Source organism: Actinomadura sp. NPDC000929, from assembly GCF_040492065.1.
Taxonomy (GTDB): Bacteria; Actinomycetota; Actinomycetes; order Streptosporangiales; family Streptosporangiaceae; genus Spirillospora; species Spirillospora verrucosospora.
Genome location: NZ_JBEUPA010000090.1, coordinates 1 through 23,562 on the forward strand (window position 1 = coordinate 1; position 23,562 = coordinate 23,562).

The window sequence follows — 23,562 nt, forward strand, 5'->3', positions numbered from 1 at the left end:
ACCGAGCGCCCGCCTCGCCGGCGACATGGAGGACGTCGCCGCGGAGGCCGCCCGCCATGCCGCGCGCCTGCCGGTGGACGGGGTGGACGCGCTGCCCGCCGCGTCCGCGCCGCTCCTGGACATCACCGCCGAACAGCACGCGGCCTGGCCGGTACGCCTGTTCGCCAGCTGAAGACCGCCACACCCGGAGAGCACCATGCACCTGCACCGCACCGACCCGGTCATCGACGACATCATTCCCCCCGCCGCGGCCCGCTCCGGCGACCGCCCCCGCCCGCTGCGCATCGGCCTGGGCGGCCCGGTGGGCTCCGGCAAGACCGCCACCGTCGCCGCCCTGTGCAGGCGGCTGCGCGACACCCTGTCCATCGCGGTGGTGACCAACGACATCTACACCCGCGAAGACGCCGAGGCCCTGCTGCGCCAGGCGGTGCTGCCCCCCGAACGGATCACCGCCGTCGAGACCGGCGCCTGCCCGCACACCGCCATCCGCGACGACATCTCCGCCAACCTCGAAGCCGTCGAGGACCTCCAGGAACGGATCGGCTCCCTCGACCTCGTCCTGATCGAATCCGGCGGCGACAACCTCACCGCCACCTTCTCCAAGGGCCTGGTCGACCACCAGATCTTCCTCATCGACGTCGCGGGCGGCGACGACATCCCCCGCAAGGGCGGCCCCGGCGTCACCGCCGCCGACCTCCTGGTCATCAACAAGACGGACCTCGCCCCGCACGTCGGCGCGGACCTCGGCGCCATGGAACGCGACGCCAGGTCCGCGCGCGGCCCCCTGCCCGTCGTCCTCACCAGCGTCAAGGCCGACCACGGCGTCGACCCCATCGCGGACTGGGTCCGCCGCCGCCTCGCCGAGCAGGCCGCGGCCCGGGCATGACCGCGGCGCCGCCCGCTCCCTTCGGGCTGCACGCCACCGCCCGCCTCAGAGCCGAGGCGGCGGACGGACTCACCGATCTGCCGCTGCTCCACGGCGACGGCCCGTTCGCGCTCCGGCGGCTCCGCCCGCGCGGCCCGCAGGCGCGCGTCTGCCTCCTGAACACCATGAGCGCCCCGCACAACGGCGACCGCCTGCGCGTCGAGGCCGTCGTCGGGCCGGGCGCCGACCTGCACGTCATCTCCGCCGCCGCCACCGTCGCACTGCCCGGACCGGCGCCCGGACACGCCGTCCTCGACGTGGCGCTGAGCGTGGCGGACTCCGCGCGACTGCTCTGGCTGCCCGAACCCGTCATCTCCGCCACCGGAAGCGACCTGCGCCAGCGCATCCGCGTCGACCTGGCCCCCGGCGCACGGCTCGTCCTCGGCGAGCAGCAGATCCTCGGCCGCGCACACGAGCCGGCAGGACGGCTGGCCTGCCGCGTCACCGTCCGCCACGGCGGACGGACGCTGCTGGACCAGCACACCGTCTACGGCCCCGGCGCCCCCGGCTGGGACGGCCCCGCCGTGCTGGCCGGCAACCGCGCCGTCGGCCAGCTCCTCGTCATCGACCCCGCGTACCGAGACCTTCCGCCCGGCACGCGGATCCTCGACGACGTCCCGGCGCGCGCCCACGGCGTCGTCACCCCGCTCGCCGGCCCAGGCGTCCTCCTCACCGCCGTGGCCCCGGACGCCGGCGACCTCCGCCGCTGTCTCGACGCCGCGCTCCGCCACCTCGGCCTCGGGGCCGGTTGAGCCGGGGAGCCCGCACCGGATCAGCCCGACGACCCGGGCCGGGTGCCGGGTTCGGTGAGCTCGATGATGTTGCCGAGGTTGTCGCTGACGAACGCGACGCGCTGACCGATCTCCGCCACCGCCATGGGCCCGCCGATCAGGTCCGCTCCCAGGTCGCGCAGTTCGGAGACGGCCGCGTCGAGATCGGTGACGGCGAGGCAGAAGTGGTGCAGGCGCGCCGGGTCCATGCTCGACAGGACGTTGTCCGTGGGCGCTTGGCGGGTCGACGCGACCGCCATCAGTTCGATCTTGACGTCCCCGCGGACGAGGAAGACGAACGTCATGCCGTAGGTGTCGAACCGCCGGTCGACGGTGAAGCCGAGCGCGCGGGAGTACCAGTCGATGGTGGCGTCGAGGTCCGCGGGGGGAACGGTGATGCCGATGTGGTCGAGGGAGAAGGAAATGCTCATGCGGTCAACGTTCGCCGCGGGCCGGGCCGATTACCAGAGCCGGATCGACGGCGGAGTCCACGGCATGATGCCGGTATGGCTCATGTCGCGCTGTTCCACTCCGTCCTCGGGCTGCGCTCCGCCGAACTCGCCGCGGCCGAGCGACTGCGCCGCGCCGGGCATGAGGTCCTCGCACCGGACCTGTTCGGCGGCCGTACCGCGGCCACGCTCGACCAGGGATTCCGGATAGCCGACCAGGTCGGCTGGACGACGGTGGTCGAGCGCGCCCGCCAAGCCCTCCAGGCCATGCCGGACCGGACCGTGCTGGCCGGCCTCTCCATGGGCGCGGGCGTCGTCGGCGCCGTCTGGCCCGAGCGCCCCGACGCCGCCGGGGTCCTCCTGCTGCACGCCCCCGCCGAGATCCCGGCGTCCGTCCGGCCGGGCCTCCGGGTGCAACTGCACGCCGCCGAGCCGGACCCCTTCGCACCGCCCGAGCAGGTCGCCGCCCTGCGGCGGTCGGCCCGGACCGCCGGCGCCGAGCTGGAGATCTTCCGCTACCCGGGTGTCGGCCACTTCTACACCGACCCCGATCTCCCCGACCACGACTCCGACGCGTCCGAGCTGACCTGGAGCAGAGTGCTCGACTTCCTCCCCTCGGCCTGAAGCCGCGCGCGACGAGGGGAGCGGCCGCCCGGCGTCCGGGGTCCTCTGATCCGCTTTCCGGCCGGCTGGTCTTCCTGACAGGGCCCATTTCCGGGCGCGGTAAGGACCACGGCCGGGCGGAGGTACTCTCGGTGTCCGGCCGCGTGCATTGGGTGCCGGGAAATGATGTCGATTCGCTCTCACCTCATGGCGCGGCGGCATGAAACGCGTATCCGCGGGGACGCATCCGGGCCGAGCGGCGATCGCTTTCGTGCTTTCGGTGTGGCGGCACGAGTCCGTCGATCGTCGGCCTTGGCATAAGGAGAAGACAACAGAATGACCGTGTCGCAGCAGGAACCGACGCCCCCCGGAGACGACCTGCTCTCCTCCCCGTCCGATCGCGCGCACCGGATCCGCCGCGCCCTGGAGCGGCTGATCGGCGTGGCGGCGACGGAGGGCAACGCCGTGATGCCCCTGCGCAACGGGGACGAGATCTTCCCCCGGATGCTGGACGAGATCGCCGGGGCGCGGCGCACCATCGACATGATGACCTACGTGTACTGGCGCGGGGACATCGCCCACCGCTTCGCCGACGCGCTGTCGGAGCGCGCCCGCGCCGGGGTGCGGGTCCGGCTGCTGCTGGACGGCATCGGCGCCTGGCAGATCGAGAAAGACCTGGTGAGGCGGATGGAGCGGGCGGGCGTGACGGTCGCCTGGTTCCGCAAGCCCGTGTACGTGTCGCCGTTCAAGCAGAACCACCGGTGTCACCGGAAGGTCCTGGTGGTGGACGAGCGGGTGGCCTTCACCGGCGGGGTCGGCATCGCGGAGGAATGGTGCGGTGACGCCCGGGACGAGAGCGAGTGGCGCGACAGCCATTTCCGGGTCCGCGGGCCCGCGGTGGACGGGATCGCGGCCGCGTTCGCGCAGAACTGGGCCGAGTGCCACGACATGCTGTTCGACGACCGCGACCGCTTCGTCGGCCACGAACCGGCCGGCGACGCCGTGGTGCAGGTGGTGCGGGGGTCGGCCAGCGTCGGCTGGCAGGACATGCAGACCCTTCTGCGCGTCGTCCTGCAGCTGGCCGAGCGGCGGCTACGGGTGGCCTCCGCCTATTTCGCGCCCGACGACTACTTCGTCAACCTGCTGTGCGAGACCGTCGCCCGCGGGGTCGAGGTGGAAATGCTCCTCCCGGGCCCGCACGCCGACAAGCGCGTGAGCCGCCTGGCGAGTCAGCGCCATTACGAGGACCTTTTGAAGTGCGGCGTGCGCATTAACCAGTTCCAGCCGTCGATGCTGCACACGAAAATCCTCACCATGGACGGAATGGTCTCGCTCATCGGGTCCACGAACTTCAACCGGCGGTCCCTCGATCACGACGAGGAGGTCATGCTGGCCGTGATCGACAAGGATCTGACCGCGACCCTGGACGCCCATTTCGAGGAGGATCTCGCGCGCAGCGAGCGGGTCGACCACGCCCGGTGGGCCCGGCGCTCCGTGGCGCAGCGCGCCAAGGAACTGTCGATCACGCCCATCCGCCGTTTCCTCTAGGAGGGCGGTCGTCCACCGGCCCGGGAAGGGCCCTGAAGCGGTGCGGGGTGAAGGTCGTGCCGTCCACGAGGAGGTCGCAGCGGTCGACCGTGGCGTCGGCGGCGAAGTGGGCCTGCTCGCGGACGGCCCAGTCCTCCCAGGCCCCGGCGTACTCGGGGCCGTCCCGGTCGAGGGCGCGGGCGCGGCGCAGGTCATACGGCGCGTCGATCCAGATCCGGTAGGCGGCGGGCGCCTTCGCCCAGGCGGAGCCGACGCCCTCGACGAGCAGCACGGGAGCGGGCGGGACGCTCTCCTCGGGGCCGTAGCGGTCGTGGCGCCAGTCGTAGCGGCGCAGCACGGCGGGCCGCCCGTCCCGCAGCGGGTCCAGCACCGCGTGCCGGAGGGGGCGCCACCAGGTGAGCGGGTCCGCGTCCCACGGCACCCGGAAATCGTCCGACCGGACGACCGGGGCGCCGACCAGGACCTCCGCCAGGTGGCCCGCGAACGTGGACTTGCCCGCGCCGCTCGGGCCGTCCACCGCGACGACCCGCACCGGGCCGCAGGACGGCGGCAGCGCGAGCAGCCGCGCGGCGAGCGCGGCGTAGGTCACGCTGGAGGACCCTCCTCCGGGGTGGGACACGGGAGACGGCGGCACGGACGGCATACTTCCAGGTACCCGGGCCCGCCCGAGAACGGAGCCGTCCCCCCGGAGCCCCGAGAAGGAGAACGCCCCTTGCCCGGACCGCTCGAAGGCGTCGTGATCGTCGACCTCAGCCGCGTCGTGGCGGGCCCGCAGGCCACCATGACGCTCGCCGACCTCGGCGCCCGCGTGATCAAGGTCGAGCAGCCCGGCACCGGGGACGAGACGCGGGGGTGGGGCCCGCCGTTCGCGGGCGCGGACCGCGTGAGCACCTACTACCTGTCGATCAACCGGAACAAGGAGTCGATCACCCTCGACCTGAAGTCGGACGAGGGCCGGGACGTCCTCGCCCGGCTCGTCCGGCACGCCGACGTGCTGGTGGAGAACTTCCGGGCGGGGGTGCTCGACCGGCTCGGCTTCCCGGTGGAGCGGCTGCACGAGCTGAACCCGGGGCTGGTCGTCCTGTCCATCACCGGGTTCGGGCACGACGGGCCCGAGGGCGGACGGCCCGGCTACGACGCGATCATGCAGGGCGAGGCGGGGATCATGAGCGTGACGGGGCCGCCCGGCACGCCGAGCAAGGTGGGCCTGTCGATCGCCGACATCCTCGCCGCGGGCAACGGCGTCGCGGGCGTGCTGGCCGCCCTGTACGAGCGGACCCGCACCGGGCGCGGGGCCGTCGTCCGCACCTCGCTGCTGGCGTCGGTGGTCGGGGCCCACATGTTCCAGGGGACGCGCTGGACCGTCGCCCGGGACGTCCCCGAGTCGGTCGGCAACGACCACCCGTCCATCGCCCCCTACGGGACGTTCCGCTGCGCGGACGGGCAGATCCAGATCGGGGTCGCCAACCAGAACCTGTGGCGCAGGTTCGCGCCGATCGTCGGCCTGGACCCGGACGACGCCCGCTACGCGACGATCCCCGACCGCGCGGCCCGGCGCGCCGAGCTGACCGCCGACATCGAGCGGGCCCTCGCGGCCGGCACGCGCGACGCCTGGCTCGCGCGGTTCGGCGAGGCGGGCGTCCCGGCCGGGGCGATCCGGTCGATCGACGAGGTGTACGAGTGGGAGCAGACCCGCTCGCAGGGCCTGGTCGTCGAGGTGGACCACCCCCAGCTCGGCCCGATCGAGCTGCCGGGGCCGCCGCTGCGCTTCGACGGCGCGCCGCGGCGCGAGCACACCGCGCCGCCGCTGCTGGGCGAGCACACCGGCGCGGTCATGGCCTGGCTGGAGGAACGGGAGAACGAGGAAAGGGGCGAGTGATGGATCTGCTCGGCGGGACGGGCGGCCCGGTGCGGATCGCCGGACGGGAGCTGCCACGCGACGAGCTGCTCGGCCGGGCGTCCGCCGTCGCCGCGGATATCCGGGGCGCGGACGCGGTCGCCGTGCACGCCACGGCGTCCCTGGAGACGGTCGCGGCGGTCGTGGGCGGCCTCCTCGCGGGCGTCCCGGTGGTGCCGCTGCCCCCCGACTCCGGGCCCGCCGAGCGCGCCCACATCCTCGGCGACTCCGGCGCGGACCTGATCCTCGCGGACGGGGCGACGGAGGCGTCCGTGACGGAGCCGCCGCTCCTCCCGGTCGACCGGTTGCCGAGCGGCGGGAGCGGTGGGAGCGGCGGGCACGCGGAGGTCCCCGCCGACGCGACCGCCCTGATCCTCTACACGAGCGGGACGACGGGCGCGCCGAAGGGCGTGCTGATCTCGCGGAGCGCCATCGCCGCCGGGCTCGACGCCCTCGCCGAGGCGTGGGCCTGGACGCCCGGCGACGTCCTGGTCCACGGGCTTCCGCTGTTCCACGTGCACGGGCTCGTTCTCGGCGTTCTCGGGCCCCTGCGGGTCGGGTCGCCCCTCGTCCACACCGGGCGTCCGAGGCCGGAGCTCTACGCGGCGGCGGCGCGGGACGACGGCGGCAGCCTGTTCTTCGGCGTCCCCACCGTCTGGTCGAGGACGGCGGCGGACCCGTCCACCGCCGAGGCCCTGCGCGGCGCTCGGCTGCTGGTGTCCGGCAGCGCGCCGCTGCCCGTGCCCGTGTTCGAGCGGCTCTCGGCCCTCACCGGGCACCGCCCGGTGGAGCGGTACGGCATGACCGAGACGCTCATCACGGTCAGCGCCCGCGCGGAGGGCGACCGGCGCCCCGGCTACGTCGGCACGCCGCTGCCCGGCGTGGAGACCCGCCTGGCCGCGGAGGACGGCTCGGCCGTCCCGCCGGACGGGGAGACGCCCGGGGAGCTGCACGTCCGCGCGCCGCTGCTGTTCAAGGGGTACCTCAACCGGCCGGAGGCGACCGCGGAGTCGTTCACGCCGGACGGCTGGTTCCGCACCGGCGACATCGCCACGATCGGCCCGGACGGCTGGCACCGGATCGTGGGGCGCGCGTCCACCGACCTGATCAAGAGCGGCGGCTACCGGATCGGCGCCGGGGAGATCGAGAACGCGCTGCTCGCCCACCCCGCCGTGCGGGAGGCCGCCGTCGTCGGGACGCCGCACGACGACCTCGGCGAGCAGGTCACGGCCTACGTCGTCGCCGACGGGGTCGGCGAGAGGCAGCTCATCGACTTCGTGGCCGAGCGCCTGTCGGTGCACAAGCGGCCCCGCGTCGTCCACCTGGTCGGCTCCCTGCCCCGCAACGCCATGGGCAAGGTCGTCAAGAGCCGGCTGAGCGAGCTCTAGGGGAGGAGTTCGGCGAGGACGGGCCGGACCAGGCCGCGGGCGAACGACTCGGGGGGGTCCTCGGACTCCGCGAAGTAGAGCAGGAACCCCTGCTGGAAGCAGGCGCCCATCAGCAGGGCCGCCGCGGCCTGCGTGTCGGCGGTCGGGGCCACCCGGCCGAGCTCGCGTTCGGCGTCCAGGTAGCGGGCCAGCGCGCGCACCGGCTCGTGCGGGCCCGCGCCGTACTCGCGCAGCGACTCGCGGGTCGCGTGCAGCAGCCGCGGCTGCGCCGCCATCGAGACCATCATCGGGAACGAGCGCCGGTAGAAGCCCAGCGCGCCGTGCACGATCCTGACGAGGTTCGCCTCGACGGTCTCCTCGCCCGGGACGCCCATCGAGGTGAACGGCGGCATGCGCTCCTTCAGGACGCGCAGCATCAGCTCGTCCTTGTCGCGGAAGTGCTTGTAGAGCAGCGCCTCGGAGTAGCCGGCCGCCTTCGCGATCTCCTTGGTGGTGGCGCGGGCGACCCCGTGCCGCCGCATGACGTCCGCCGCGGCGTCGAGGATCCGTTCGCGCGCGTCGCTCAATGAGGCCCCCTTGACAGGTGAGTGAACGCTCACCATGCTAGAGGTTAGTAAGCACTCACTCACCCCCTTTCGCGACGATTCCCAGGAGGACCCGATGAAGCTCACGGTGTTCGGGGCGACCGGCGGCACCGGCGTCCAGGTCGTCCGGCGCGCGCTGGACGCCGGGCACGAGGTGACCGCCGTCGTCCGCGACCCCGCCGCCCTGCCCGGCGAGGTCCGCGCCTGCGCCGACGTCGTCCAGGCCGACGTCATGGACCCGGCGGCGATCGAGGAGGCGGTCCAGGGCCGCGACGCCGTCGTCACCGCGATCGGCACCCGCGACGGCCGCCGGCCGACCAGCGTCTGCGCGGCCAGCGCGGGCGCCATCATCGCGGCCATGCGGGCGGCCGGGGCCGAGCGGTTCGTGCTGACCAGCGCGTCCGGGCTCCACGCCGGACCGGGCGACGACCCGTTCACCCGGTTCGTGGTCAAGCCGCTCGTCCTGGGCCCGCTCCTCAAGCACGCGTTCGCCGACATGCGCGCCGCCGAGGCCGTCACCCGCGAAAGCGGCCTCGCCTGGACGATCGTCCGCCCGCCGCGCCTCACCGCCGGCCCCGGCAACGGCCGCTACCGCAAGGCCGCCGACCGCAACGTCCTCGGCGGCCTGTCGATCGCCCGCACCGACCTCGCCACCGCGCTCCTCGACGTGGCGGGCGACCTGTCCACCGTCCGGCACGTCATCAGCGTCGCGGGCTGAGGCCGCGGCATGACACCTGTCACGCCGATCACCTGACGGCGCGCGTCCCGGACCGGTGACACGCGCTTCTACCGGGGCGCACGCGCGGGCGCGAGGCTGGGGCCATGGAGACGAACCCAGCGATCCGCGTCGACGGCCTGCGGCAGCGGTACGGGGACTTCGAGGCCGTCGCCGGGATCTCGTTCGAGGTCGCGCCGGGGGAGCTGTTCGCGCTGCTCGGCACGAACGGCGCGGGCAAGACCACCACCCTGGAAACGCTGGAGGGGCACCGGACCGTCCACGAGGGCACGGTCCGCGTCCTCGGCCACGACCCGCACCGGGAGCGCCGCCGGGTCCGGCCGCGCATGGGCATCATGCTGCAGGACGGCGGCTTCTTCGCCGACCTCACCGTCGCCGAGACCGTCGACCACTGGCGCGGCTTCACCCCCGCCGCGCGGGCGCGCGACGAGGTCGTCGCCCTGGCCGGGCTCGCCGAGAAGGCGGGCGTGCGGGTGCGGCAGCTCTCCGGCGGCCAGAAGCGCCGCCTCGACCTCGCGCTCGCCCTGCTCGGCAGGCCCGACGTCCTGTTCCTGGACGAGCCGACGAGCGGCATGGACCCCGAGGCCCGGCGCGCGACCTGGGACATCGTCCGGGACGTGGTGGCGGGCGGCACGGCCGTCCTGCTCACCACCCACTACCTGGAGGAGGCCGAGCACCTCGCCGACCGGCTCGCGATCCTGCACCGGGGCCGGATCGAGGCGTCCGGGACGGTCGCCGACGTCGTCGCCGGGCACGGCGACCGCATCGAGTTCCGGCTGCCCGAGCGCGTCCAGGTCGCCGAGCTGCCCCCGCTGCGGGGCGCCCGCGCCGACGTCCGGGTGGAGGGCGGGCGCGCCGTCGCGTCCTACGCCCTGCCCTCCGGCGACGGTGACCGAGACGGCGACGCCCCGGGGCTCCAGTCGGGGCTCTACGAGCTGCTGCGCTGGGCCGACCGGGAGGGCGTCCGGCTGGACGGCCTGCGGGCGCGCAGCGCCTCCCTCGAAGACGTCTTCCTGCGCACCGCCGAAGGAGCCTCCCGATGATCCTCCCCTCGATGAGCTCCGCCGCGGTGCTGCGCGTCGCCCGGCTCGACCTCGTCCTGCTCTGGCGGAACCGGACCGCCCTGTTCACCGTCGCCGGCCTGCCCGTCCTGTTCGCGGCCATGCTCGTCCCGGTCCGCGGCGAGAGGATCGACGGCGTCGACGGCGCCCTCCTGCAGGGCACCGGCCACCTGGGGTTCTTCCTGGTCTTCGCCGTCTTCATGAACCTCGTCAACGTGCTCACCGCCCGCCGGGAGGACCGCACGCTCAAGCGGCTGCGCGGCACCGCCCTGTCGGACGCGGAGATCAGCGCCGGCAGCGTCCTCACCGCGACCGCGCTGTACGCGGTGCAGGCCGCGGCGCTGCTGGTCCTGCTCGGCGCCGCGATGGGCGGCCGGATCCCCGCCGACCCCGTCCTGGTGCTGGCCGGGCTCGCGGGCGGCGCCGCCGTGTTCGCGACGCTGGCGTTCGCCGTCTCGGGGATCACGCCGAACGCGGAGCTGGCGCAGCTCACCGTCCTGCCGATCATGTTCGGCTGCATGCTCGGGGCCGGCGTCATGTTCCCGATGGGCGGCCTGCCCGGCTGGGTCCAGGAGGCCTGCCGGTGGGTGCCGCTCAGCCCCGTCGTGGAGATCGTCCGGACGGGGTACTTCGGCCAGGACTTCGTGCACCGCCCCGGACACCCGTCCGTCGGCATCGCCGAAGGCTGGCTCAGCTGCGTGCGGCCGTTCTTCCTCCTGGCCTTCTGGGCCGCGTTCGGACGCCTGCTGGCCACCCGCTGGTTCCGGTGGGAGCCGCGCCGCGCCTGACGCGCCGCGGGGCCCCGTTACAGTGCGATGCGAGGAGGAACGGAACCATGGCGGTCGCGACCACGGCGGACATCGAGGAACAGGCCGCCCGCAAGCTGGAGCGGTACAGGCGGGTGACGTACCGCTCGTTCATGTTCGCCGCCGTCGGCTTCGTCCTGCCGGGCCTGTACGGCCTCGAAGAGGCGTACACCGACGGCGACGCGGCCGTGCCGGTGATCGTCGCGGCCGTCGCGGGGCTCGCGGTGCTCGCCTGGTACTACGCGCGCCTCGTCCGGGCGGGGCTCGAAGGCACGACGTCCAGGCGCGACGCCGTGGGAAGCGGCGCCGTCGCCGGAGCCCTGAGCCTGATGCTGCTCACCAGCCCGTGGTTCAGCGTCATCCCCGTCTTCTGGGTCTCGGCCGTGGTGCTGTCCCCGATGGGACGGAGGCGGATCGCCGCGCTGTGCGCGGGCACCGGGGCGTACTGCGGGGCGGTGGGCACGGTCGCCGCGGAGCGCCTGTACCCCGACGGCGACGCCCCCTGGTACGCGATCTTCCCGGTGCTGTTCGCCCTGTACACCGCGATCTCCGGGTTCGTCGTGTTCGTCAACCGGTACCAGCGGCGCATGTGGGAGCTGCACCAGGAGGCCTACGCGGCGCGCGACGCCCTCGCCCGGCTCGCGGTCACCGAGGAGCGGCTCCGCTTCTCCCGCGACCTGCACGACCTGCTCGGCCACAGCCTGTCCCTCATCGCGGTGAAGAGCGAGCTGGCCAAGCGGACGGTGCGCGACGACCCCGACCGGGCGGGCGCCGAGATGGCCGACGTCCAGCACGCCGCGAGGGAGGCGCTCCGGGAGGTCCGCGCCGCCGTCCGCGGCTACCGGGCCGTGGAGCTGGACGCCGAACTGGCCGGGGTACGGGCCGTGCTGGAGGCCGCCGGGGTGCGCTGCGAGATCGGCCGCCCGCCGGACGGGCTGCCGCCGGAGGTCGGCTCGGTGCTCGCCTGGGTGATCCGCGAGGGCGCCACCAACGTCATCAAGCACAGCGAGGCGAGGAACTGCGCGATCTCGCTCGTCGTGTACGGCGGCCCCGCTCGCGGCGGCGTCCCCTACGGTGACTCCGTGGTCCTGGAGATGCGCAACGACGGCGTCCGCGGCGCCGAGGCCGCCGGGGGCTCGGGCCTGACCGGCCTCGCCGAACGCGTCGCCGTGCTCGGCGGCGAGATCACCGCCGACCGGCACGGCCGCGACGGGTTCCTGCTGCGCGCCGCCGTTCCCCTCCCGCCCGCGCACGAGCGCGGCGGCGGGACGGACGCCGGTCAGGCGCTCACGGCCGGGCGGCCCGCGTGATCCGTGTCCTGCTCGCCGACGACGAGCACCTCATCCGCGGCGCCGTCGCCGCCCTCCTCGGCCTGGAGCCCGACCTGGAGGTCGTCGCCGAGGTCGGCCGCGGCGACGCGGTCGGCGCCGCGGTCGCCGCGCACGACCCCGACGTGGCCGTCCTCGACATCGAGATGCCGGGCGCGGACGGCCTCGCCGTCGCCGAGGAACTGCACGCCGCCGGCGCCCGCTGCGCGGTGTGCATCCTGACGAGCTTCGGCCGCCCCGGCTACCTGCGCCGCGCCATGTCCGCCGGGGTCCGCGGCTTCGTCGCCAAGGACGCCCCCACCGACGAGCTCGCCAGCGCCATCCGCAAGATCCACGGCGGCGGCCGGTACCTGGACGCCGAGCTGGCCGCCAGCGCGATGGCCGCCGGGGACAACCCGCTCTCCGAGCGCGAGCGCGACGTCCTCCGCCTCGCCGGGGCCGGCGCCGAGACCGCCCGCATCGCGGCCGACCTGCACCTGTCGGAGGGCACCGTCCGCAACTACCTGTCCACCGCGATGGCCAAGATGGGCGAGCCCACCCGCGTCCGCGCCGCCCGCGCCGCCCTCGACATGGGCTGGATCTGATCGGGAGGCCGTCCCGGCGGCGCCGTGCACGCCGGGCCGGGGGCCTAGGCTTGGGGCGTGAGCGAGCCATTGGTCGAGCGCATGCAGGGATTCGGCGAGACGATCTTCGCTGAGATGTCGGCTCTCGCCGTCCGGACCGGGGCCATCAATCTGGGCCAGGGCTTCCCGGACACCAGCGGTCCGCCGCGGATGCTGGAAACGGCCGTCGAGGCCGTCCGGGCGGGCGCGAACCAGTACCCGCCCGGCCCCGGACTGCTCGAACTCCGGGAGGCCGTGGCGGCGCAGCGGCGGGAGCGGTACGGGCTGTCGTTCGACCCGGCGACCGAGGTGTTCGTGACGGTCGGGGCCACCGAGGGGATCGCCGCGTCCGTGCTGGCGCTGGCGGGGCCGGGCGACGAGGTCGTCGTGTTCGAGCCGTACTACGACTCCTACGCGGCCGTGATCGCGCTCGCCGGGGCCGTCCGCAGGCCCGTCACGCTGCGCCCGGTGGAAGGGCGCTTCACCTTCGACCCGGACGAGCTGCGCGCCGCCGTCGGCCCCCGCACCCGGGCGATCCTGGTGAACTCGCCGCACAACCCGGCCGGCACCGTGTTCACGCGGGACGAGCTGGAGGCCATCGCGGACGTCTGCCGCGAGCGCGACCTGGTGGCGATCACCGACGAGGTGTACGAGTACCTGACGTTCGACGAGACCGAGCACGTCCCGCTGGCGACGCTCGACGGCATGCGCGAGCGGACGGTGTCGGTGTCGTCCGCGGGCAAGTCGTTCTCCGTCACCGGATGGAAGACCGGGTGGGTGACGGCGCCCGCCCCCTACATCCGGGCCGTCCAGACCGTGAAGCAGTTCCTCACCTACGCGGTCAGCGCCCCCTACCAGCACGCCGCCGCGTACGCGCTGCGCAACGAGATCCCGTGGGTCGAGGAGCTGCGCAAGTCGCTCCAGGCCAAGCGGGACCGGCTCATCACCGGCCTGGAGGCGGCCGGGTTCGCGACCTGCCGCCCGCAGGGCACCTACTTCGTGCAGGCCGACATCCGCCCGCTCGGCTTCACCGACGGCAGGGAGCTGGCCCGCGCGCTGCCGGAGAAGGCGGGCGTCGTCGCGATCCCGAGCCAGGTGTTCTACGACTACGCCGAGGCGGGCGCCCACTTCGTCCGGTTCGCCTTCTGCAAGAAGGACGAGGTCATCGACGAGGCGGTCAGCCGTCTCGCGCGCCTGCGCTGAGGCCTCCCCGCTCCGCGGGCGCCGGGGAGAACCGCCGGAACTTGCCGAAGAAACGGCGTTCGTTGGGCGGAATTCGCCCGTGAGGGGCGGCCGCCGCGCGGGTTAGCGTCCGTCCCGTGACCTGGGGCCATGCGGGCGGACGCAGCGGTGGACACGGCGGCGAGCGGATCCTGATCGCCCTCGGCGGGAACGCCATGACGGCGCCGGACGGCAGCGCGACCCCGGACGCGCAGGAGGCCGCGATCGAGGCCGCGATGGCGCCCGTGGCGGACCTGGTCGCGGCGGGCGCGCGGGTCGCGCTCACGCACGGCAACGGCCCCCAGGTCGGCAACCTGCTGATCAAGAACCAGCTGGCGTCGGCGGTGGTGCCTCCCGTCCCGCTGGACTGGTGCGGCGCGCAGACCCAGGCCACCGTCGGCGTGATGGTCATGAACGCGCTGGAGCGGGCGCTGGCCGCGCGGGGCGCCGCCCGCCCGGTGTCGACCGTGGTGACGCGGACGCTGGTGGACGCCGCCGACCCCGGGTTCGCGGCCCCCGCCAAACCGATCGGCCGGTACTTCCCCGAGGCGGAGGCCCGCCGCTCGATGGCGCTCGGGCAGGTGTGGAAGCGGTTCGGGGACCGGGGCTGGCGGCGCGTCGTCGCCTCGCCCGAGCCGCTGGAGATCCTGGACGCCGACGCGGCGGCCGTGCTGCTGGACGCCGGGCACGTCGTGGTCGCCGCGGGCGGCGGGGGAGTGCCCGTCGCCCGGTCGGACGGGGTGCTGCGCGGCGTCGAGGCCGTCGTCGACAAGGACCTGGCCGCGCAGCTGCTGGCGCGCCGCCTGGAGGCGACCACCCTCGTGATCGCCACCGACGTGGAGAACGCGATGACCGGGTTCGGGACGCCGCGGGCCCGCCCGCTGCACCGCACGACGGTCGCGGAGCTGACGGAGCTGGCCGCCGCGGGGCACTTCGCCGGCGGCAGCATGGGCCCGAAGGTCGAGGCGGTGCGGCGGTTCGTCGCGTCCGGCGGGCGGCGCGCCGCGATCGCCTCGCTGGCCCGGCTCGGCGACGCCGCGCACGGCAGGGCCGGGACGGTCGTCGAGGGCTGACCCCGGGTAGAGACCGATCAACACAGCAGGTGAGGAGCGATGACGGTGCCCGATCCGATCGAAGTCCGCAAGATCCCCATCGAGAGCGTGACCGACGCGTCCGGGCTGGCCCGGCTGATCGACGACGGCGTGCTGGAGGCCGACCGGGTCCTCGCGGTCGTCGGCAAGACCGAGGGCAACGGCGGCGTGAACGACTACACGCGGCTGCTCGCCGACCGGGCGTTCCGCGAGGTGCTCCTCGCGAAGGGCACCCGCACCGCGGACGAGGTGGCGCGGGTCCCGCTGGTGTGGTCGGGCGGCACGGACGGGGTGCTCAGCCCGCACGCGACCGTCTTCGCGACCGCCGACCCCGGCCGCGTCCCCGCCACCGACGAGCCGCGGCTGTCGGTCGGCGTCGCGATGAGCGAGGTCATCCTGCCCGAGGACATCGGCCGCCCCGCGATGGTGGAGACCGTCGCCGCCGGCGTGCGCGAGGCCATGAAGACCGCCGGGATCGACGATCCGGCCGACGTCCACTACGTGCAGACGAAGACGCCGCTCCTCACCCTCGACACGATCAACGACGCCAGGAAGCGCGGCCGCGACGTGGTCACCGAGGACACCCTCAAGTCGATGGACATCTCCAACTCCACGACCGCGCTCGGCATCGCGGTCGCGCTCGGCGAGATCGAGCCGCCGTCCGCCGGGCAGATCCACAGGGACCTGTCGCTGTACTCGTCGGTGGCGTCGTGCTCGTCCGGCGTCGAGCTGGACCGGGCGCAGATCGTGGTCGTCGGCAACGTGCGCGGCATCGGCGGCCGGTACCGGGCCGGGCACGGGGTGATGAAGGACGCGCTCGACGCCGACGGGATCTGGGACGCCGTCCGGTCGACGGGCCTGGACCTGCCCGAACGGCCCCGCACGTCCGACCTCGGCGACCGGCTCGTCAACGTGTTCATCAAGTGCGAGGCCGACCCGCGGGGCTCGGTCCGGGGCCGCCGCAACATCATGCTGGACGACTCCGACGTGCACTGGCACCGGCAGATCAAGGCGTGCGTGGGCGGCGTCGCCGCGTCCGTCACCGGCGACCCGGCGGTGTTCGTGTCGGTCGCGGCGGTGCACCAGGGGCCCTCGGGCGGCGGCACCGTCGCGGCCATCGCCGACCTCGGGTGAGCGCGCCGCGGACGCGGAGAGTATCCGCGGAGTAGCCCCTCGCGGTCGCCGGAGGCTATAGCCTTCCTGGCGTGTCCGGACTGACCATTCCCGAACCACAGTTCCCCGGGGACGACGGAAGCGCCGATCCCCGGTTGTGCGAGGCGCTCGCCGGGTACGCGTCCGGCCGCGTCGGCGTGCACGCGGTGCTGCGGCGGCTCCAGGGCGCGCGGCTGCTGGTGCCGATCGTCGCCGTCCTCACCGAGGAGGAGCCCGCGGCGCCCGGCGAGCTGCGGCGGGAGAAGTCGAGCGACATGGCGCTGCCCACCCTGATCGGCGACGACGGGCGGCGCGGCGTGCTCGGCTTCACCTGCACCGAGACGATGAAGGCCTGGCGCGCCGACGCCCGCCCGGTCGCGGTGCGGGCCGGCGACGCCTGCCGCGCCGCCCTCGACGAGGGGGCCGACGCCCTGGTCGTGGACGTGGCGGGCCCGGTCCCGTTCGCCGTGGACGGGCTGCGCCTGCACCTGCTCGCCGACGGCCGCCCGATCCCGCCGCCGCACGAGGACCCCGACATCCTCGCCGCGGTCGAGGCCGCGTTCGGCTCCGACACCTCCGTCAGCGGGGTCCGCGTCGTCGAGGGCACCTCCGCGGAGATCGCCGTCCGGTTCGCCGTCGTGCCCGGGCACGACGAGCGGGGCACCGTCCAGCGGGTCTCCGACCGCCTCGCCGAACTCCTGCGCGGCCGGATCGTCGGCGGCGTCGAACTGAACGTCCTGCGCAGGTAGCCCCCCGTACGGGCGGCCGGGGCGCGGTTAATCGCTGGCCTCCGCCGCGGCCCCTCTGCGACCCTGGCGCCATGATCGATGTTGACGCCTTCATCGCCGACGGGTTCGTCCGGGTGGAGCGGGCGTTCCCCCGGGAACTGGCGGCCGAGTGCCGCGACATCCTGTGGCGCGACACCGGCTGCGACCCCGACCATCCCGCGACGTGGACGCATCCCGTCGTGCGGCTCGGCGACCACGCCGAGGAGCCGTTCCGGGCCGCCGTGAACACCGGCCCCCTGCACGCCGCGTTCGACGCCGTCGTCGGGAAGGGCGCCTGGCTGCCGCGCGCCGGCCTCGGCACGTTCCCGGTGCGGTTCCCCAGCGACCAGCCGCCCGGCGACGACGGCTGGCACATCGACGCGAGCTTCCCCGGCGACGACCCGGCCGACTTCATGTCCTACCGGGTGAACGTCGCGTCGAAGGGCCGCGCGCTGCTCATGCTGTTCCTGTTCTCCGACGTGGGGGAGGACGACGGGCCCACCCGCATCCGCGTCGGCTCCCACCTGGACGTCCCGCCGATCCTGGAGTCGGCGGGGGAGGCGGGGCTAACGTTCATGGACCTGGCGGGCAAGGCCGTCCCCGCGACCGAGCACCGCCCGCTCGCCTACGCCACGGGGCAGGCGGGCGACGTGTACCTGTGCCACCCGTTCCTGGTGCACGCCGCGCAGGCGCACCGGGGCACCGTCCCCCGGTTCATGGCGCAGCCGCCCCTGATTCCGGCGGGCCCGTTGCCTCCGTCGTCCCCCGTGCGGGTCGCGATCGATCGAGCCCTCGGCCGGTCCTGACGCCCTACCGGGGGCGCGGCGGTGAGAACCAGGTGGTGGGGAGGCCGTGGGACGGGCCCTCACCGAGGATCACCGGCTCCCCGCCCGGCCACAGCCGCAGCGTCACGACGTGCAGGACGTCGAGCCGCGAGGCGTCGCGGCCCTCGAACGACAGGTGCGCCACGGGCGCTTCGGGGGTGGCCGCCGCCCCGGCCCGCTCGATGCTCCGGTCGACGCGCGCGGCCTCGTCGCGCGACATGTACGCGCGCATCGTCGAGTGCCACACGACCGTGGCGACGCCCTCCTCGGGGGCCAGCCCCTCCAGGAAGTCCGCGGCGCCCGCCTTCACGACCGTCGCGGGGACCCGCGCGGCGACCTCGAACGCCGCCCGCAGCCGCGCCACCCGGGCCGTCTGGTCGGGCCACACGTACGACAGGAGCCGCCGCCGCCCGGCGGGCGAGGCCGCGTCCAGCGGGTTCGGGTCGCATCCCCGCCGCTCGGCGATGGCGAGCGGCGCGCCCACCGGGGGAAGGCCCCGCCAGGCGTCCGGCAGGACGACCGGCGACTCCGGGCCGTACGCGCCGCTCTCGTGCAGGAACCGGAAGCGGTCGGCGCGCAGGTTCAGGCCCCCACTGGCCCCGATCTCCAGCAGCCTGACCGGCAGGGACCGGCCCGGGGCGCCCGCGGGACGGCAGGCGTCGGCGATCGCGAGGAGCCCGCCGACGAGCGGCGCCGCCCGCCCGACCTCGTTGGTCTGCGGCGGATCGAGGAGGCCGTCGCGGACCTCGGCCGCGTGCCCGGCCAGCACGTCCCGGAACGCGGGCCAGGCCTCCAGCGGGTCCCGCGTCCCGCCGGCGGTCGGGTAGTACGCCGCCAGTTCCGGCGCCCGGCCCTCAAGGACGAGCCGGTGCACCGTGCCGAGCATGCCCAGGATGTAGCCGGTCCGCGTGCGCGCCCCGAGCACCTCCGTCACGACCGCGCCCGGATCCTCCGCCGCCCGCGTGAGCAGTTCGGCGTACATCGCCGACCCCAGCTGGGCGGACGCCCGCGCCTGGCCCAGCAGCGCCCGCCTCGTCTCGACCCCGTCCGCACCGGCCCTTCCCATCGCCACCTCCCCGACGAGCCTCTCAGATGCTGGACGCCGTCACGGGCGGGCACGCGGAGTCAATAGGATTCCTCCCATGCTGCGATGGTTGACCGCGGGGGAGTCCCATGGCCCGGCCCTGACCGCGATCGTGGAGGGGCTGCCGGCCGGAGTGCGCGTGACCTCGGGGGACATCGCCGAGGAACTGCGCCGCCGGAGGCTCGGCCACGGCCGGGGCGCCCGGATGAAGTTCGAGCAGGACAAGGTCACGATCATCGGGGGCGTCCGGCATGGGGCGACGCTCGGCGGGCCGGTCGCGATCGAGGTCGGCAACACCGAGTGGCCCAAGTGGGAGACGGTCATGTCGGCCGACCCCGTGGACGCCGACGTCCTCGCGGCCCAGGCCAGGAACGCCCCGCTGTCGCAGCCGAGGCCCGGCCACGCCGACCTGGTCGGCATGCAGAAGTACGGCTTCGACGACGCGCGGCCCGTCCTGGAGCGGGCGAGCGCGCGGGAGACGGCCGCGCGGGTCGCGCTCGGCACCGTCGCCAAGGCGTTCCTCAAGCAGGCCCTCGGCGCGGACGTCCTGAGCCACGTGATCGCGCTGGGCGAGGTCGAGGCCCCCGAGGGCGTCCTGCCCGAGCCCGGCGACCTGGCGCGGGTCGACGAGAGCCCGGTGCGCTGCTTCGACGGCGAGGCGTCGGAGCGGATGGTCGCGCACATCGACGAGACGAAGAAGGCCGGCGACACCCTCGGCGGCGTGGTGGAGGTGCTCGCCTACGGGCTCCCGCCCGGCCTCGGCAGCCACGTCCACTGGGACCGGCGCCTGGACTCCCGGCTCGCCGGCATCCTCATGGGCATCCAGGCGATCAAGGGCGTGGAGCTCGGCGACGGGTTCACCACCGCGCGGCGGCCCGGCTCGCGGGCGCACGACGAGATCGACGCGACTCCGGAGGGGGTCCGCCGCCGCACCAACCGGGCCGGCGGCGTCGAGGGCGGCATGACCACCGGCGAGGTGCTGCGGGTGCGCGCCGCGATGAAGCCGATCTCGACCGTCCCGCGGCGGCTCGACACGATCGACGTCACGACCGGCGAGCCCGCCAAGGCGATCAACCAGCGCAGCGACGTGACGGCCGTCCCGGCCGCCGGGGTGGTCGCCGAGGCGATGGTCGCGCTCGTCCTCGCGGACGCGGCGCTGGAGAAGTTCGGCGGCGACTCCGTCGAGGAGACCGCCCGCAACCTGCGCGGATACCTGTCCTCCATGACGATCAAGTGAGCGTGGCCATGCGACCGAAGGCAGTCATCATCGGGCCGCCCGGCTCGGGCAAGTCCACCGTCGGCGCCGGGCTGGCCGAACGCCTCGGCGTCACGCTGCGCGACACCGACGCCGACGTCGAGCGGGCCGCGGGCAAGCCCATCGGCGAGATCTTCATCGACGACGGCGAGGAGCGCTTCCGCGAGCTGGAGCGCGCCGCCGTCGCCGAGGCGCTGGCCGAGCACGACGGCGTCGTCGCGCTCGGCGGCGGCGCCGTCCTCGCGGCCGAGACGCAGGACCTGCTCGCCGGGCACACCGTCGTCTACCTGCGGGTCGGCCTCGCCGAGGCGATCAAGCGGGTCGGCCTGGCGTCGGCGCGGCCGCTGCTCGTGCTGAACCCGCGCAGCCAGATGCGCAAGCTGCTGGAGGAGCGGCTCCCGATCTACGAGCGGCTCGGCACCGTGGACGTCGACACCGACGGGCGCGAGCCCGCCGACGTCGTCGACGAGGTCGTGAGGGCCCTGGAGGGGGACGCGTGACGCAGGCCCGGGTGCACGTCGGCGGCGCCGACCCCTACGACGTCGTCATCGGGACGGGCGTGCTCGGCGAGCTGCCCGCCCTCGTCGGGGAGGGGGCCCGGACCGTCGCGGTCGTCCACGCCGAGGGGCTGCCGCAGATCGCCCGTCCCGTGTGCGGGGCGCTCGAACAGGCCGGGTACGCCGTGCACGCGCTGCCCGTCCCGGACGGCGAGGCCGCCAAGGAGGTCGGCGTCCTCGCCGGGCTGTGGTCGTCCTTCGCCCGCTTCGGCATGACCCGCACTGACGTCGTCGTCGGCGTCGGCGGCGGCGCCACCACCGATCTCGCCGGGTTCGCGGCGGCCTCGTGGCTGCGCGGCGTGCGGGCGGTGCTCGTCCCGACGACGCTGCTCGGCATGGTGGACGCGGCGGTCGGCGGCAAGACCGGCATCAACGTCCCCGAGGGCAAGAACCTCGTCGGCGCGTTCCACCCGCCCGCCGGCGTCCTGTGCGACCTCGCCACGCTGGTGACGATGCCGCGCGAGGACTACGTCAGCGGCCTCGCCGAGATCATCAAGGCCGGCTTCATCGCCGACCCGCGGATCCTCGCCCTGGTCGAGGAGGACCCGAAGGGCGCCGCGCACCCCGACGGCCCGCACACCCGCGAGCTGGTCGAACGGGCCGTCCGGGTCAAGGCCGACGTCGTGTCGGCCGACCTGAAAGAGAGCGGCCTCCGCGAGATCCTGAACTACGGCCACACCCTCGCGCACGCCATCGAGAAGAACGAGGAGTACCGGTTCCGCCACGGCCACGCCGTCGCGATCGGCATGGTGTACGCCGCCGAGCTGTCCCGCCTCGCCGGGCGGCTGCCCGCCGACGTCGTCCGGCGGCACCGCGACATCCTCGAAGCCGTGGGCCTCCCGGTCTCCTACGCCGCCGACTGGCCCGGCCTGCGCGCCACCATGACCATCGACAAGAAGTCGCGGGGCGCCACGCTCCGGTTCGTCGTCCTCGACGGCATCGCCGAGCCGGGCCGCCTCGAAGGCCCGGACGAGGAGCTGCTCGCCGCCGCCTACCGGGAGATCGCCCGATGACCCGCGTCCTCGTCCTGAACGGCCCCAACCTGCGCCGCCTCGGCGTCCGCGAGCCCGACACCTACGGGACGGCCAGCTTCGACGACCTGGTCGCCGTCTGCCGCGACGCGGGCCGCCGCCTCGACCTGCACGTCGAGGTCCGGCAGACCGACGACGAGGCCGAGATGATGCGCTGGCTGCACGAGGCCGCCGACGAGCGCGTCCCGGTCGTGCTGAACCCGGCCGCGTTCACGCACTACTCCTACGCGTTGCGCGACGCCGTCGCCCAGCGCACCGCCCCGCTCGTCGAGGTCCATATCACCAACCCGGCCGCCCGCGAGGAGTTCCGCCACAACTCCGTCGTCGCGGGCGTCGCCACCGGAACCATCGCCGGTTTCGGCACCATGTCCTACGTCCTGGCCCTCCAGGCCGTGGCCGAGCTGGTCGCCGAGAACTCCTAGCTTTCCTCGGCGGCGCTGCGGGCCATGTCCTTGAGCTCGGCCACGACGTCGTCCAGGGGGGCGACGTCGCGGTGGGCGCGGCACAGGATGGTGGCGCCCTCCACGGCCGCGACGATCAGGCGGGCGAGGCGGGACGCGCGGTCGTCGGGGACGCCGGCGTTGCCGAGCCCGGTGGCGAGGGTGTCCTGCCAGCGCCCGAACGCCGCCGCGGCGGCCGCGGCGAGCTGCGGGGCCTCGTCGTGGGACTCGACGGTGACGGCGACGACGGGGCAGCCGGCGCGGAACTCGCTCTTGATCAGGACCTGCCGCCACCAGGCCGTGAAGGCGTCCACGGCGGACGCGGCGTCACCGCTCTCGGTGGCGGCGAGGATGCCGGCGTTGAGGAACTCGCCGGCGTAGCGGACGGCCTCCTCGGCGAGCTGCGCCTTGCCGCCGGGGAAGTGGTGGTAGATCGACCCGCGCGGGGCGCCGCTGTGCGCGATGACGTCGCGGAACCCGGTGCCGCTGTAGCCGCGCTCGCGGAAGAGGAAGGCGGCGCTGCGCACCATGCGTTCCCTGCTGTCCGTCCCCATGCGACGATTATGACATTCATCATACGGTCCTCGCGTTGTCCATGACGACCGTCATGGACAACTTTGGCCGTGCCGGACGCCATCGCCGCTACTCGCGAGTAGGGTCACCTCAGGCACGCGATACGGGCCGGTTCCGGGAGCGGGGCCGGGCAGGGGAGAAGGAGACGTTCGTGATCGACCTCCAGCGCGACGGAGACGTGTACGTCCTGCGGTTCGACGCGGGCGAGAACCGGTTCGGCCCCGACTTCCTCGACGCGGTCGAGGGGGCCCTCGACTCGGTGGCGAAGAACGACGGGCCGGGCGCGCTCGTCACCGTCGGCACCGGCAAGTTCTACTCCAACGGCCTGGACCTGGAATGGCTCGGCGCCAACCAGGACAGGTTCGAGGACTACCTGCGACGAGTGCACGCCCTGTACGCGCGCGTGCTGACCCTGCCGATGCCGACGGTCGCGGCGCTGAACGGCCACGCCTTCGCGGGGGGCGGCATGCTCGCCCTCGCCCACGACTTCGCCGTCATGCGCACCGACCGCGGCTACTTCTGCCTGCCCGAGGTGGACCTCGGCATGAGCTTCACCCCCGGGATGAACGCGCTGATCACGGCGCGGCTGCCGAAGGCCACCGCGCACGAGGCGATGATCACCGGCCGCCGCTACGCCGCGGAGCAGGCGCGCGAGGCCGGGATCGTGCAGCGCACCGCGCCCGAGGAGGAGGTGCTGCCCGCCGCCGTGGAGTGGGCGGCGTCGCTGGCGAGCAAGAACGGACCGGTGGTGGCGACGATCCGCACCGCGATGTACCGGCAGGCGCTGGACGCGCTGAACGGTCCCGCGCTGCCGTGACCCCTCCACTCGGACCCGGGCCGGGAGTAGGTTACGTTCGACTGGAATCGGAT

26 protein-coding genes are annotated in these 23,562 nt (G+C 74.5%); 21 read left to right on the forward strand and 5 right to left on the reverse strand.

The window, feature by feature from the left end:
• The first annotated feature begins 196 nt into the window (after nucleotides 1–196).
• A complete protein-coding gene (gene ureG / locus ABWI04_RS26840) occupies nucleotides 197–886 on the forward strand; it encodes an urease accessory protein UreG (protein ID WP_353834171.1) in 690 nt (229 codons plus the stop codon).
• Nucleotides 883–1,677: an urease accessory protein UreD gene (locus tag ABWI04_RS26845; RefSeq protein ID WP_345175568.1), complete on the forward strand. Its 795-nt coding sequence runs from the start codon at nucleotides 883–885 to the stop codon at nucleotides 1,675–1,677. The genes ureG and ABWI04_RS26845 overlap by 4 nt, the downstream gene beginning before the upstream one ends.
• Before the next feature lie 20 nt (nucleotides 1,678–1,697).
• Here ABWI04_RS26845 and ABWI04_RS26850 read toward each other — a convergent pair whose 3' ends face one another.
• Entirely contained in the window at nucleotides 1,698–2,126 is a 429-nt protein-coding gene (locus tag ABWI04_RS26850; protein ID WP_345175567.1) for a VOC family protein, read from the reverse strand.
• 75 nt (nucleotides 2,127–2,201) lie between these two features.
• Here ABWI04_RS26850 and ABWI04_RS26855 point away from each other — a divergent pair, with 75 nt between their 5' ends.
• Both ABWI04_RS26855 and ABWI04_RS26860 read left to right on the forward strand, forming a co-directional pair.
• Complete coding sequence (locus ABWI04_RS26855; protein WP_353834172.1) at nucleotides 2,202–2,768, forward strand: dienelactone hydrolase family protein; 567 nt, start codon at nucleotides 2,202–2,204, stop codon at nucleotides 2,766–2,768.
• Nucleotides 2,769–3,083: 315 nt separating this feature from the next.
• A complete protein-coding gene (locus tag ABWI04_RS26860; protein WP_353834173.1) occupies nucleotides 3,084–4,295 on the forward strand; it encodes a phospholipase D-like domain-containing protein in 1,212 nt (403 codons plus the stop codon).
• On the opposite strand, the gene ABWI04_RS26865 is transcribed toward ABWI04_RS26860, so the two are convergent.
• Complete coding sequence (locus ABWI04_RS26865; protein WP_353834174.1) at nucleotides 4,270–4,884, reverse strand: uridine kinase family protein; 615 nt, start codon at nucleotides 4,882–4,884, stop codon at nucleotides 4,270–4,272. The two genes, ABWI04_RS26860 and ABWI04_RS26865, sit on opposite strands and share 26 nt — an antisense overlap.
• Before the next feature lie 123 nt (nucleotides 4,885–5,007).
• On the opposite strand from ABWI04_RS26865, the gene ABWI04_RS26870 reads away from it, so the two are divergent.
• Complete coding sequence (locus ABWI04_RS26870; protein ID WP_345175560.1) at nucleotides 5,008–6,174, forward strand: CaiB/BaiF CoA transferase family protein; 1,167 nt, start codon at nucleotides 5,008–5,010, stop codon at nucleotides 6,172–6,174.
• Entirely contained in the window at nucleotides 6,174–7,580 is a 1,407-nt protein-coding gene (locus tag ABWI04_RS26875; RefSeq protein WP_353834175.1) for an acyl-CoA synthetase, read from the forward strand. Before ABWI04_RS26870 ends, ABWI04_RS26875 begins: the two co-directional genes overlap by 1 nt.
• Here the strand turns inward: ABWI04_RS26875 and ABWI04_RS26880 are convergent.
• Entirely contained in the window at nucleotides 7,577–8,146 is a 570-nt protein-coding gene (locus ABWI04_RS26880; protein ID WP_353834176.1) for a TetR/AcrR family transcriptional regulator, read from the reverse strand. The genes ABWI04_RS26875 and ABWI04_RS26880 overlap by 4 nt on opposite strands.
• A 94-nt stretch (nucleotides 8,147–8,240) precedes the next feature.
• Between ABWI04_RS26880 and ABWI04_RS26885 the strand changes: the two genes are divergently transcribed.
• The 10 genes from ABWI04_RS26885 (at nucleotide 8,241) to ABWI04_RS26930 (ending at nucleotide 17,734) form a co-directional block, all read left to right on the forward strand.
• Nucleotides 8,241–8,882 (forward strand): NAD(P)-dependent oxidoreductase, encoded by a 642-nt coding sequence (locus ABWI04_RS26885; RefSeq protein WP_353834177.1) that lies wholly within the window; start codon nucleotides 8,241–8,243, stop codon nucleotides 8,880–8,882.
• 104 nt (nucleotides 8,883–8,986) lie between these two features.
• Complete coding sequence (locus ABWI04_RS26890) at nucleotides 8,987–9,943, forward strand: ABC transporter ATP-binding protein (protein WP_345175551.1); 957 nt, start codon at nucleotides 8,987–8,989, stop codon at nucleotides 9,941–9,943.
• Complete coding sequence (locus ABWI04_RS26895; protein ID WP_345175549.1) at nucleotides 9,940–10,749, forward strand: ABC transporter permease; 810 nt, start codon at nucleotides 9,940–9,942, stop codon at nucleotides 10,747–10,749. Before ABWI04_RS26890 ends, ABWI04_RS26895 begins: the two co-directional genes overlap by 4 nt.
• Nucleotides 10,750–10,796: 47 nt before the next feature.
• On the forward strand, nucleotides 10,797–12,077 hold the full coding sequence (locus ABWI04_RS26900) for a sensor histidine kinase (RefSeq protein ID WP_353834178.1): 1,281 nt from the start codon (nucleotides 10,797–10,799) through the stop codon (nucleotides 12,075–12,077).
• Nucleotides 12,074–12,679 carry a response regulator transcription factor gene (locus tag ABWI04_RS26905; RefSeq protein ID WP_345175544.1) on the forward strand — a complete coding sequence of 202 codons (606 nt, stop codon included), beginning with the start codon at nucleotides 12,074–12,076 and terminating at the stop codon, nucleotides 12,677–12,679. The genes ABWI04_RS26900 and ABWI04_RS26905 overlap by 4 nt, the downstream gene beginning before the upstream one ends.
• Before the next feature lie 57 nt (nucleotides 12,680–12,736).
• Nucleotides 12,737–13,900 (forward strand): pyridoxal phosphate-dependent aminotransferase, encoded by a 1,164-nt coding sequence (locus ABWI04_RS26910; RefSeq protein WP_353834179.1) that lies wholly within the window; start codon nucleotides 12,737–12,739, stop codon nucleotides 13,898–13,900.
• Nucleotides 13,901–14,016: 116 nt separating this feature from the next.
• Nucleotides 14,017–14,991 (forward strand): carbamate kinase, encoded by a 975-nt coding sequence (locus tag ABWI04_RS26915; protein WP_353834180.1) that lies wholly within the window; start codon nucleotides 14,017–14,019, stop codon nucleotides 14,989–14,991.
• Between the two features lie 39 nt (nucleotides 14,992–15,030).
• The gene (gene bar / locus ABWI04_RS26920; protein WP_353834181.1) at nucleotides 15,031–16,143 is read left to right on the forward strand and encodes a barbiturase; all 1,113 of its coding nucleotides are present in this window, start codon (nucleotides 15,031–15,033) and stop codon (nucleotides 16,141–16,143) included.
• A 71-nt stretch (nucleotides 16,144–16,214) separates the two neighbouring features.
• The gene (locus tag ABWI04_RS26925) at nucleotides 16,215–16,910 is read left to right on the forward strand and encodes an SseB family protein (RefSeq protein ID WP_353834182.1); all 696 of its coding nucleotides are present in this window, start codon (nucleotides 16,215–16,217) and stop codon (nucleotides 16,908–16,910) included.
• 71 nt (nucleotides 16,911–16,981) lie between these two features.
• Nucleotides 16,982–17,734, forward strand: a complete 753-nt coding sequence (locus tag ABWI04_RS26930) for a phytanoyl-CoA dioxygenase family protein (RefSeq protein ID WP_353834183.1) — start codon at nucleotides 16,982–16,984, stop codon at nucleotides 17,732–17,734.
• A 4-nt stretch (nucleotides 17,735–17,738) separates the two neighbouring features.
• Here the strand turns inward: ABWI04_RS26930 and ABWI04_RS26935 are convergent, their stop codons facing one another.
• Entirely contained in the window at nucleotides 17,739–18,818 is a 1,080-nt protein-coding gene (locus tag ABWI04_RS26935; RefSeq protein ID WP_353834184.1) for a DUF2332 domain-containing protein, read from the reverse strand.
• Nucleotides 18,819–18,894: 76 nt separating this feature from the next.
• Here ABWI04_RS26935 and aroC point away from each other — a divergent pair, with 76 nt between their 5' ends.
• From aroC to aroQ, 4 genes are read left to right on the forward strand one after another with little or no spacing between them, the layout of a single operon-like run.
• Nucleotides 18,895–20,073 (forward strand): chorismate synthase, encoded by a 1,179-nt coding sequence (aroC, locus tag ABWI04_RS26940; RefSeq protein ID WP_353834185.1) that lies wholly within the window; start codon nucleotides 18,895–18,897, stop codon nucleotides 20,071–20,073.
• A gap of 8 nt (nucleotides 20,074–20,081) precedes the next feature.
• Nucleotides 20,082–20,591, forward strand: a complete 510-nt coding sequence (locus tag ABWI04_RS26945) for a shikimate kinase (protein ID WP_345175528.1) — start codon at nucleotides 20,082–20,084, stop codon at nucleotides 20,589–20,591.
• Complete coding sequence (aroB, locus tag ABWI04_RS26950; RefSeq protein ID WP_353834186.1) at nucleotides 20,588–21,661, forward strand: 3-dehydroquinate synthase; 1,074 nt, start codon at nucleotides 20,588–20,590, stop codon at nucleotides 21,659–21,661. Before ABWI04_RS26945 ends, aroB begins: the two co-directional genes overlap by 4 nt.
• A complete protein-coding gene (gene aroQ, locus ABWI04_RS26955) occupies nucleotides 21,658–22,101 on the forward strand; it encodes a type II 3-dehydroquinate dehydratase (RefSeq protein ID WP_345175524.1) in 444 nt (147 codons plus the stop codon). The genes aroB and aroQ overlap by 4 nt, the downstream gene beginning before the upstream one ends.
• Here aroQ and ABWI04_RS26960 read toward each other — a convergent pair.
• Nucleotides 22,098–22,673 (reverse strand): TetR/AcrR family transcriptional regulator, encoded by a 576-nt coding sequence (locus tag ABWI04_RS26960; RefSeq protein WP_353834187.1) that lies wholly within the window; start codon nucleotides 22,671–22,673, stop codon nucleotides 22,098–22,100. The two genes, aroQ and ABWI04_RS26960, sit on opposite strands and share 4 nt — an antisense overlap.
• A 170-nt stretch (nucleotides 22,674–22,843) precedes the next feature.
• On the opposite strand from ABWI04_RS26960, the gene ABWI04_RS26965 reads away from it, so the two are divergent.
• Complete coding sequence (locus ABWI04_RS26965) at nucleotides 22,844–23,509, forward strand: enoyl-CoA hydratase-related protein (protein WP_353834188.1); 666 nt, start codon at nucleotides 22,844–22,846, stop codon at nucleotides 23,507–23,509.
• Nucleotides 23,510–23,562 lie beyond the last annotated feature (53 nt).

What these genes read in the sequence shown, in the direction of transcription:
- ureG (WP_353834171.1), top strand. Translation starts at nt 197, where the DNA reads ATGCACCTGCACCGCACCGACCCGGTCATCGACGACATCATTCCCCCC.
- ABWI04_RS26845 (WP_345175568.1), top strand. Translation starts at nt 883, where the DNA reads ATGACCGCGGCGCCGCCCGCTCCCTTCGGGCTGCACGCCACCGCCCGC.
- ABWI04_RS26850 (WP_345175567.1), bottom strand. Translation starts at nt 2,126, where the DNA reads ATGAGCATTTCCTTCTCCCTCGACCACATCGGCATCACCGTTCCCCCC.
- ABWI04_RS26855 (WP_353834172.1), top strand. Translation starts at nt 2,202, where the DNA reads ATGGCTCATGTCGCGCTGTTCCACTCCGTCCTCGGGCTGCGCTCCGCC.
- ABWI04_RS26860 (WP_353834173.1), top strand. Translation starts at nt 3,084, where the DNA reads ATGACCGTGTCGCAGCAGGAACCGACGCCCCCCGGAGACGACCTGCTC.
- ABWI04_RS26875 (WP_353834175.1), top strand. Translation starts at nt 6,174, where the DNA reads ATGGATCTGCTCGGCGGGACGGGCGGCCCGGTGCGGATCGCCGGACGG.
- ABWI04_RS26885 (WP_353834177.1), top strand. Translation starts at nt 8,241, where the DNA reads ATGAAGCTCACGGTGTTCGGGGCGACCGGCGGCACCGGCGTCCAGGTC.
- ABWI04_RS26890 (WP_345175551.1), top strand. Translation starts at nt 8,987, where the DNA reads ATGGAGACGAACCCAGCGATCCGCGTCGACGGCCTGCGGCAGCGGTAC.
- ABWI04_RS26895 (WP_345175549.1), top strand. Translation starts at nt 9,940, where the DNA reads ATGATCCTCCCCTCGATGAGCTCCGCCGCGGTGCTGCGCGTCGCCCGG.
- ABWI04_RS26900 (WP_353834178.1), top strand. Translation starts at nt 10,797, where the DNA reads ATGGCGGTCGCGACCACGGCGGACATCGAGGAACAGGCCGCCCGCAAG.
- bar (WP_353834181.1), top strand. Translation starts at nt 15,031, where the DNA reads ATGACGGTGCCCGATCCGATCGAAGTCCGCAAGATCCCCATCGAGAGC.
- ABWI04_RS26930 (WP_353834183.1), top strand. Translation starts at nt 16,982, where the DNA reads ATGATCGATGTTGACGCCTTCATCGCCGACGGGTTCGTCCGGGTGGAG.
- ABWI04_RS26935 (WP_353834184.1), bottom strand. Translation starts at nt 18,818, where the DNA reads ATGGGAAGGGCCGGTGCGGACGGGGTCGAGACGAGGCGGGCGCTGCTG.
- aroC (WP_353834185.1), top strand. Translation starts at nt 18,895, where the DNA reads ATGCTGCGATGGTTGACCGCGGGGGAGTCCCATGGCCCGGCCCTGACC.
- ABWI04_RS26945 (WP_345175528.1), top strand. Translation starts at nt 20,082, where the DNA reads ATGCGACCGAAGGCAGTCATCATCGGGCCGCCCGGCTCGGGCAAGTCC.
- aroQ (WP_345175524.1), top strand. Translation starts at nt 21,658, where the DNA reads ATGACCCGCGTCCTCGTCCTGAACGGCCCCAACCTGCGCCGCCTCGGC.
- ABWI04_RS26960 (WP_353834187.1), bottom strand. Translation starts at nt 22,673, where the DNA reads ATGGGGACGGACAGCAGGGAACGCATGGTGCGCAGCGCCGCCTTCCTC.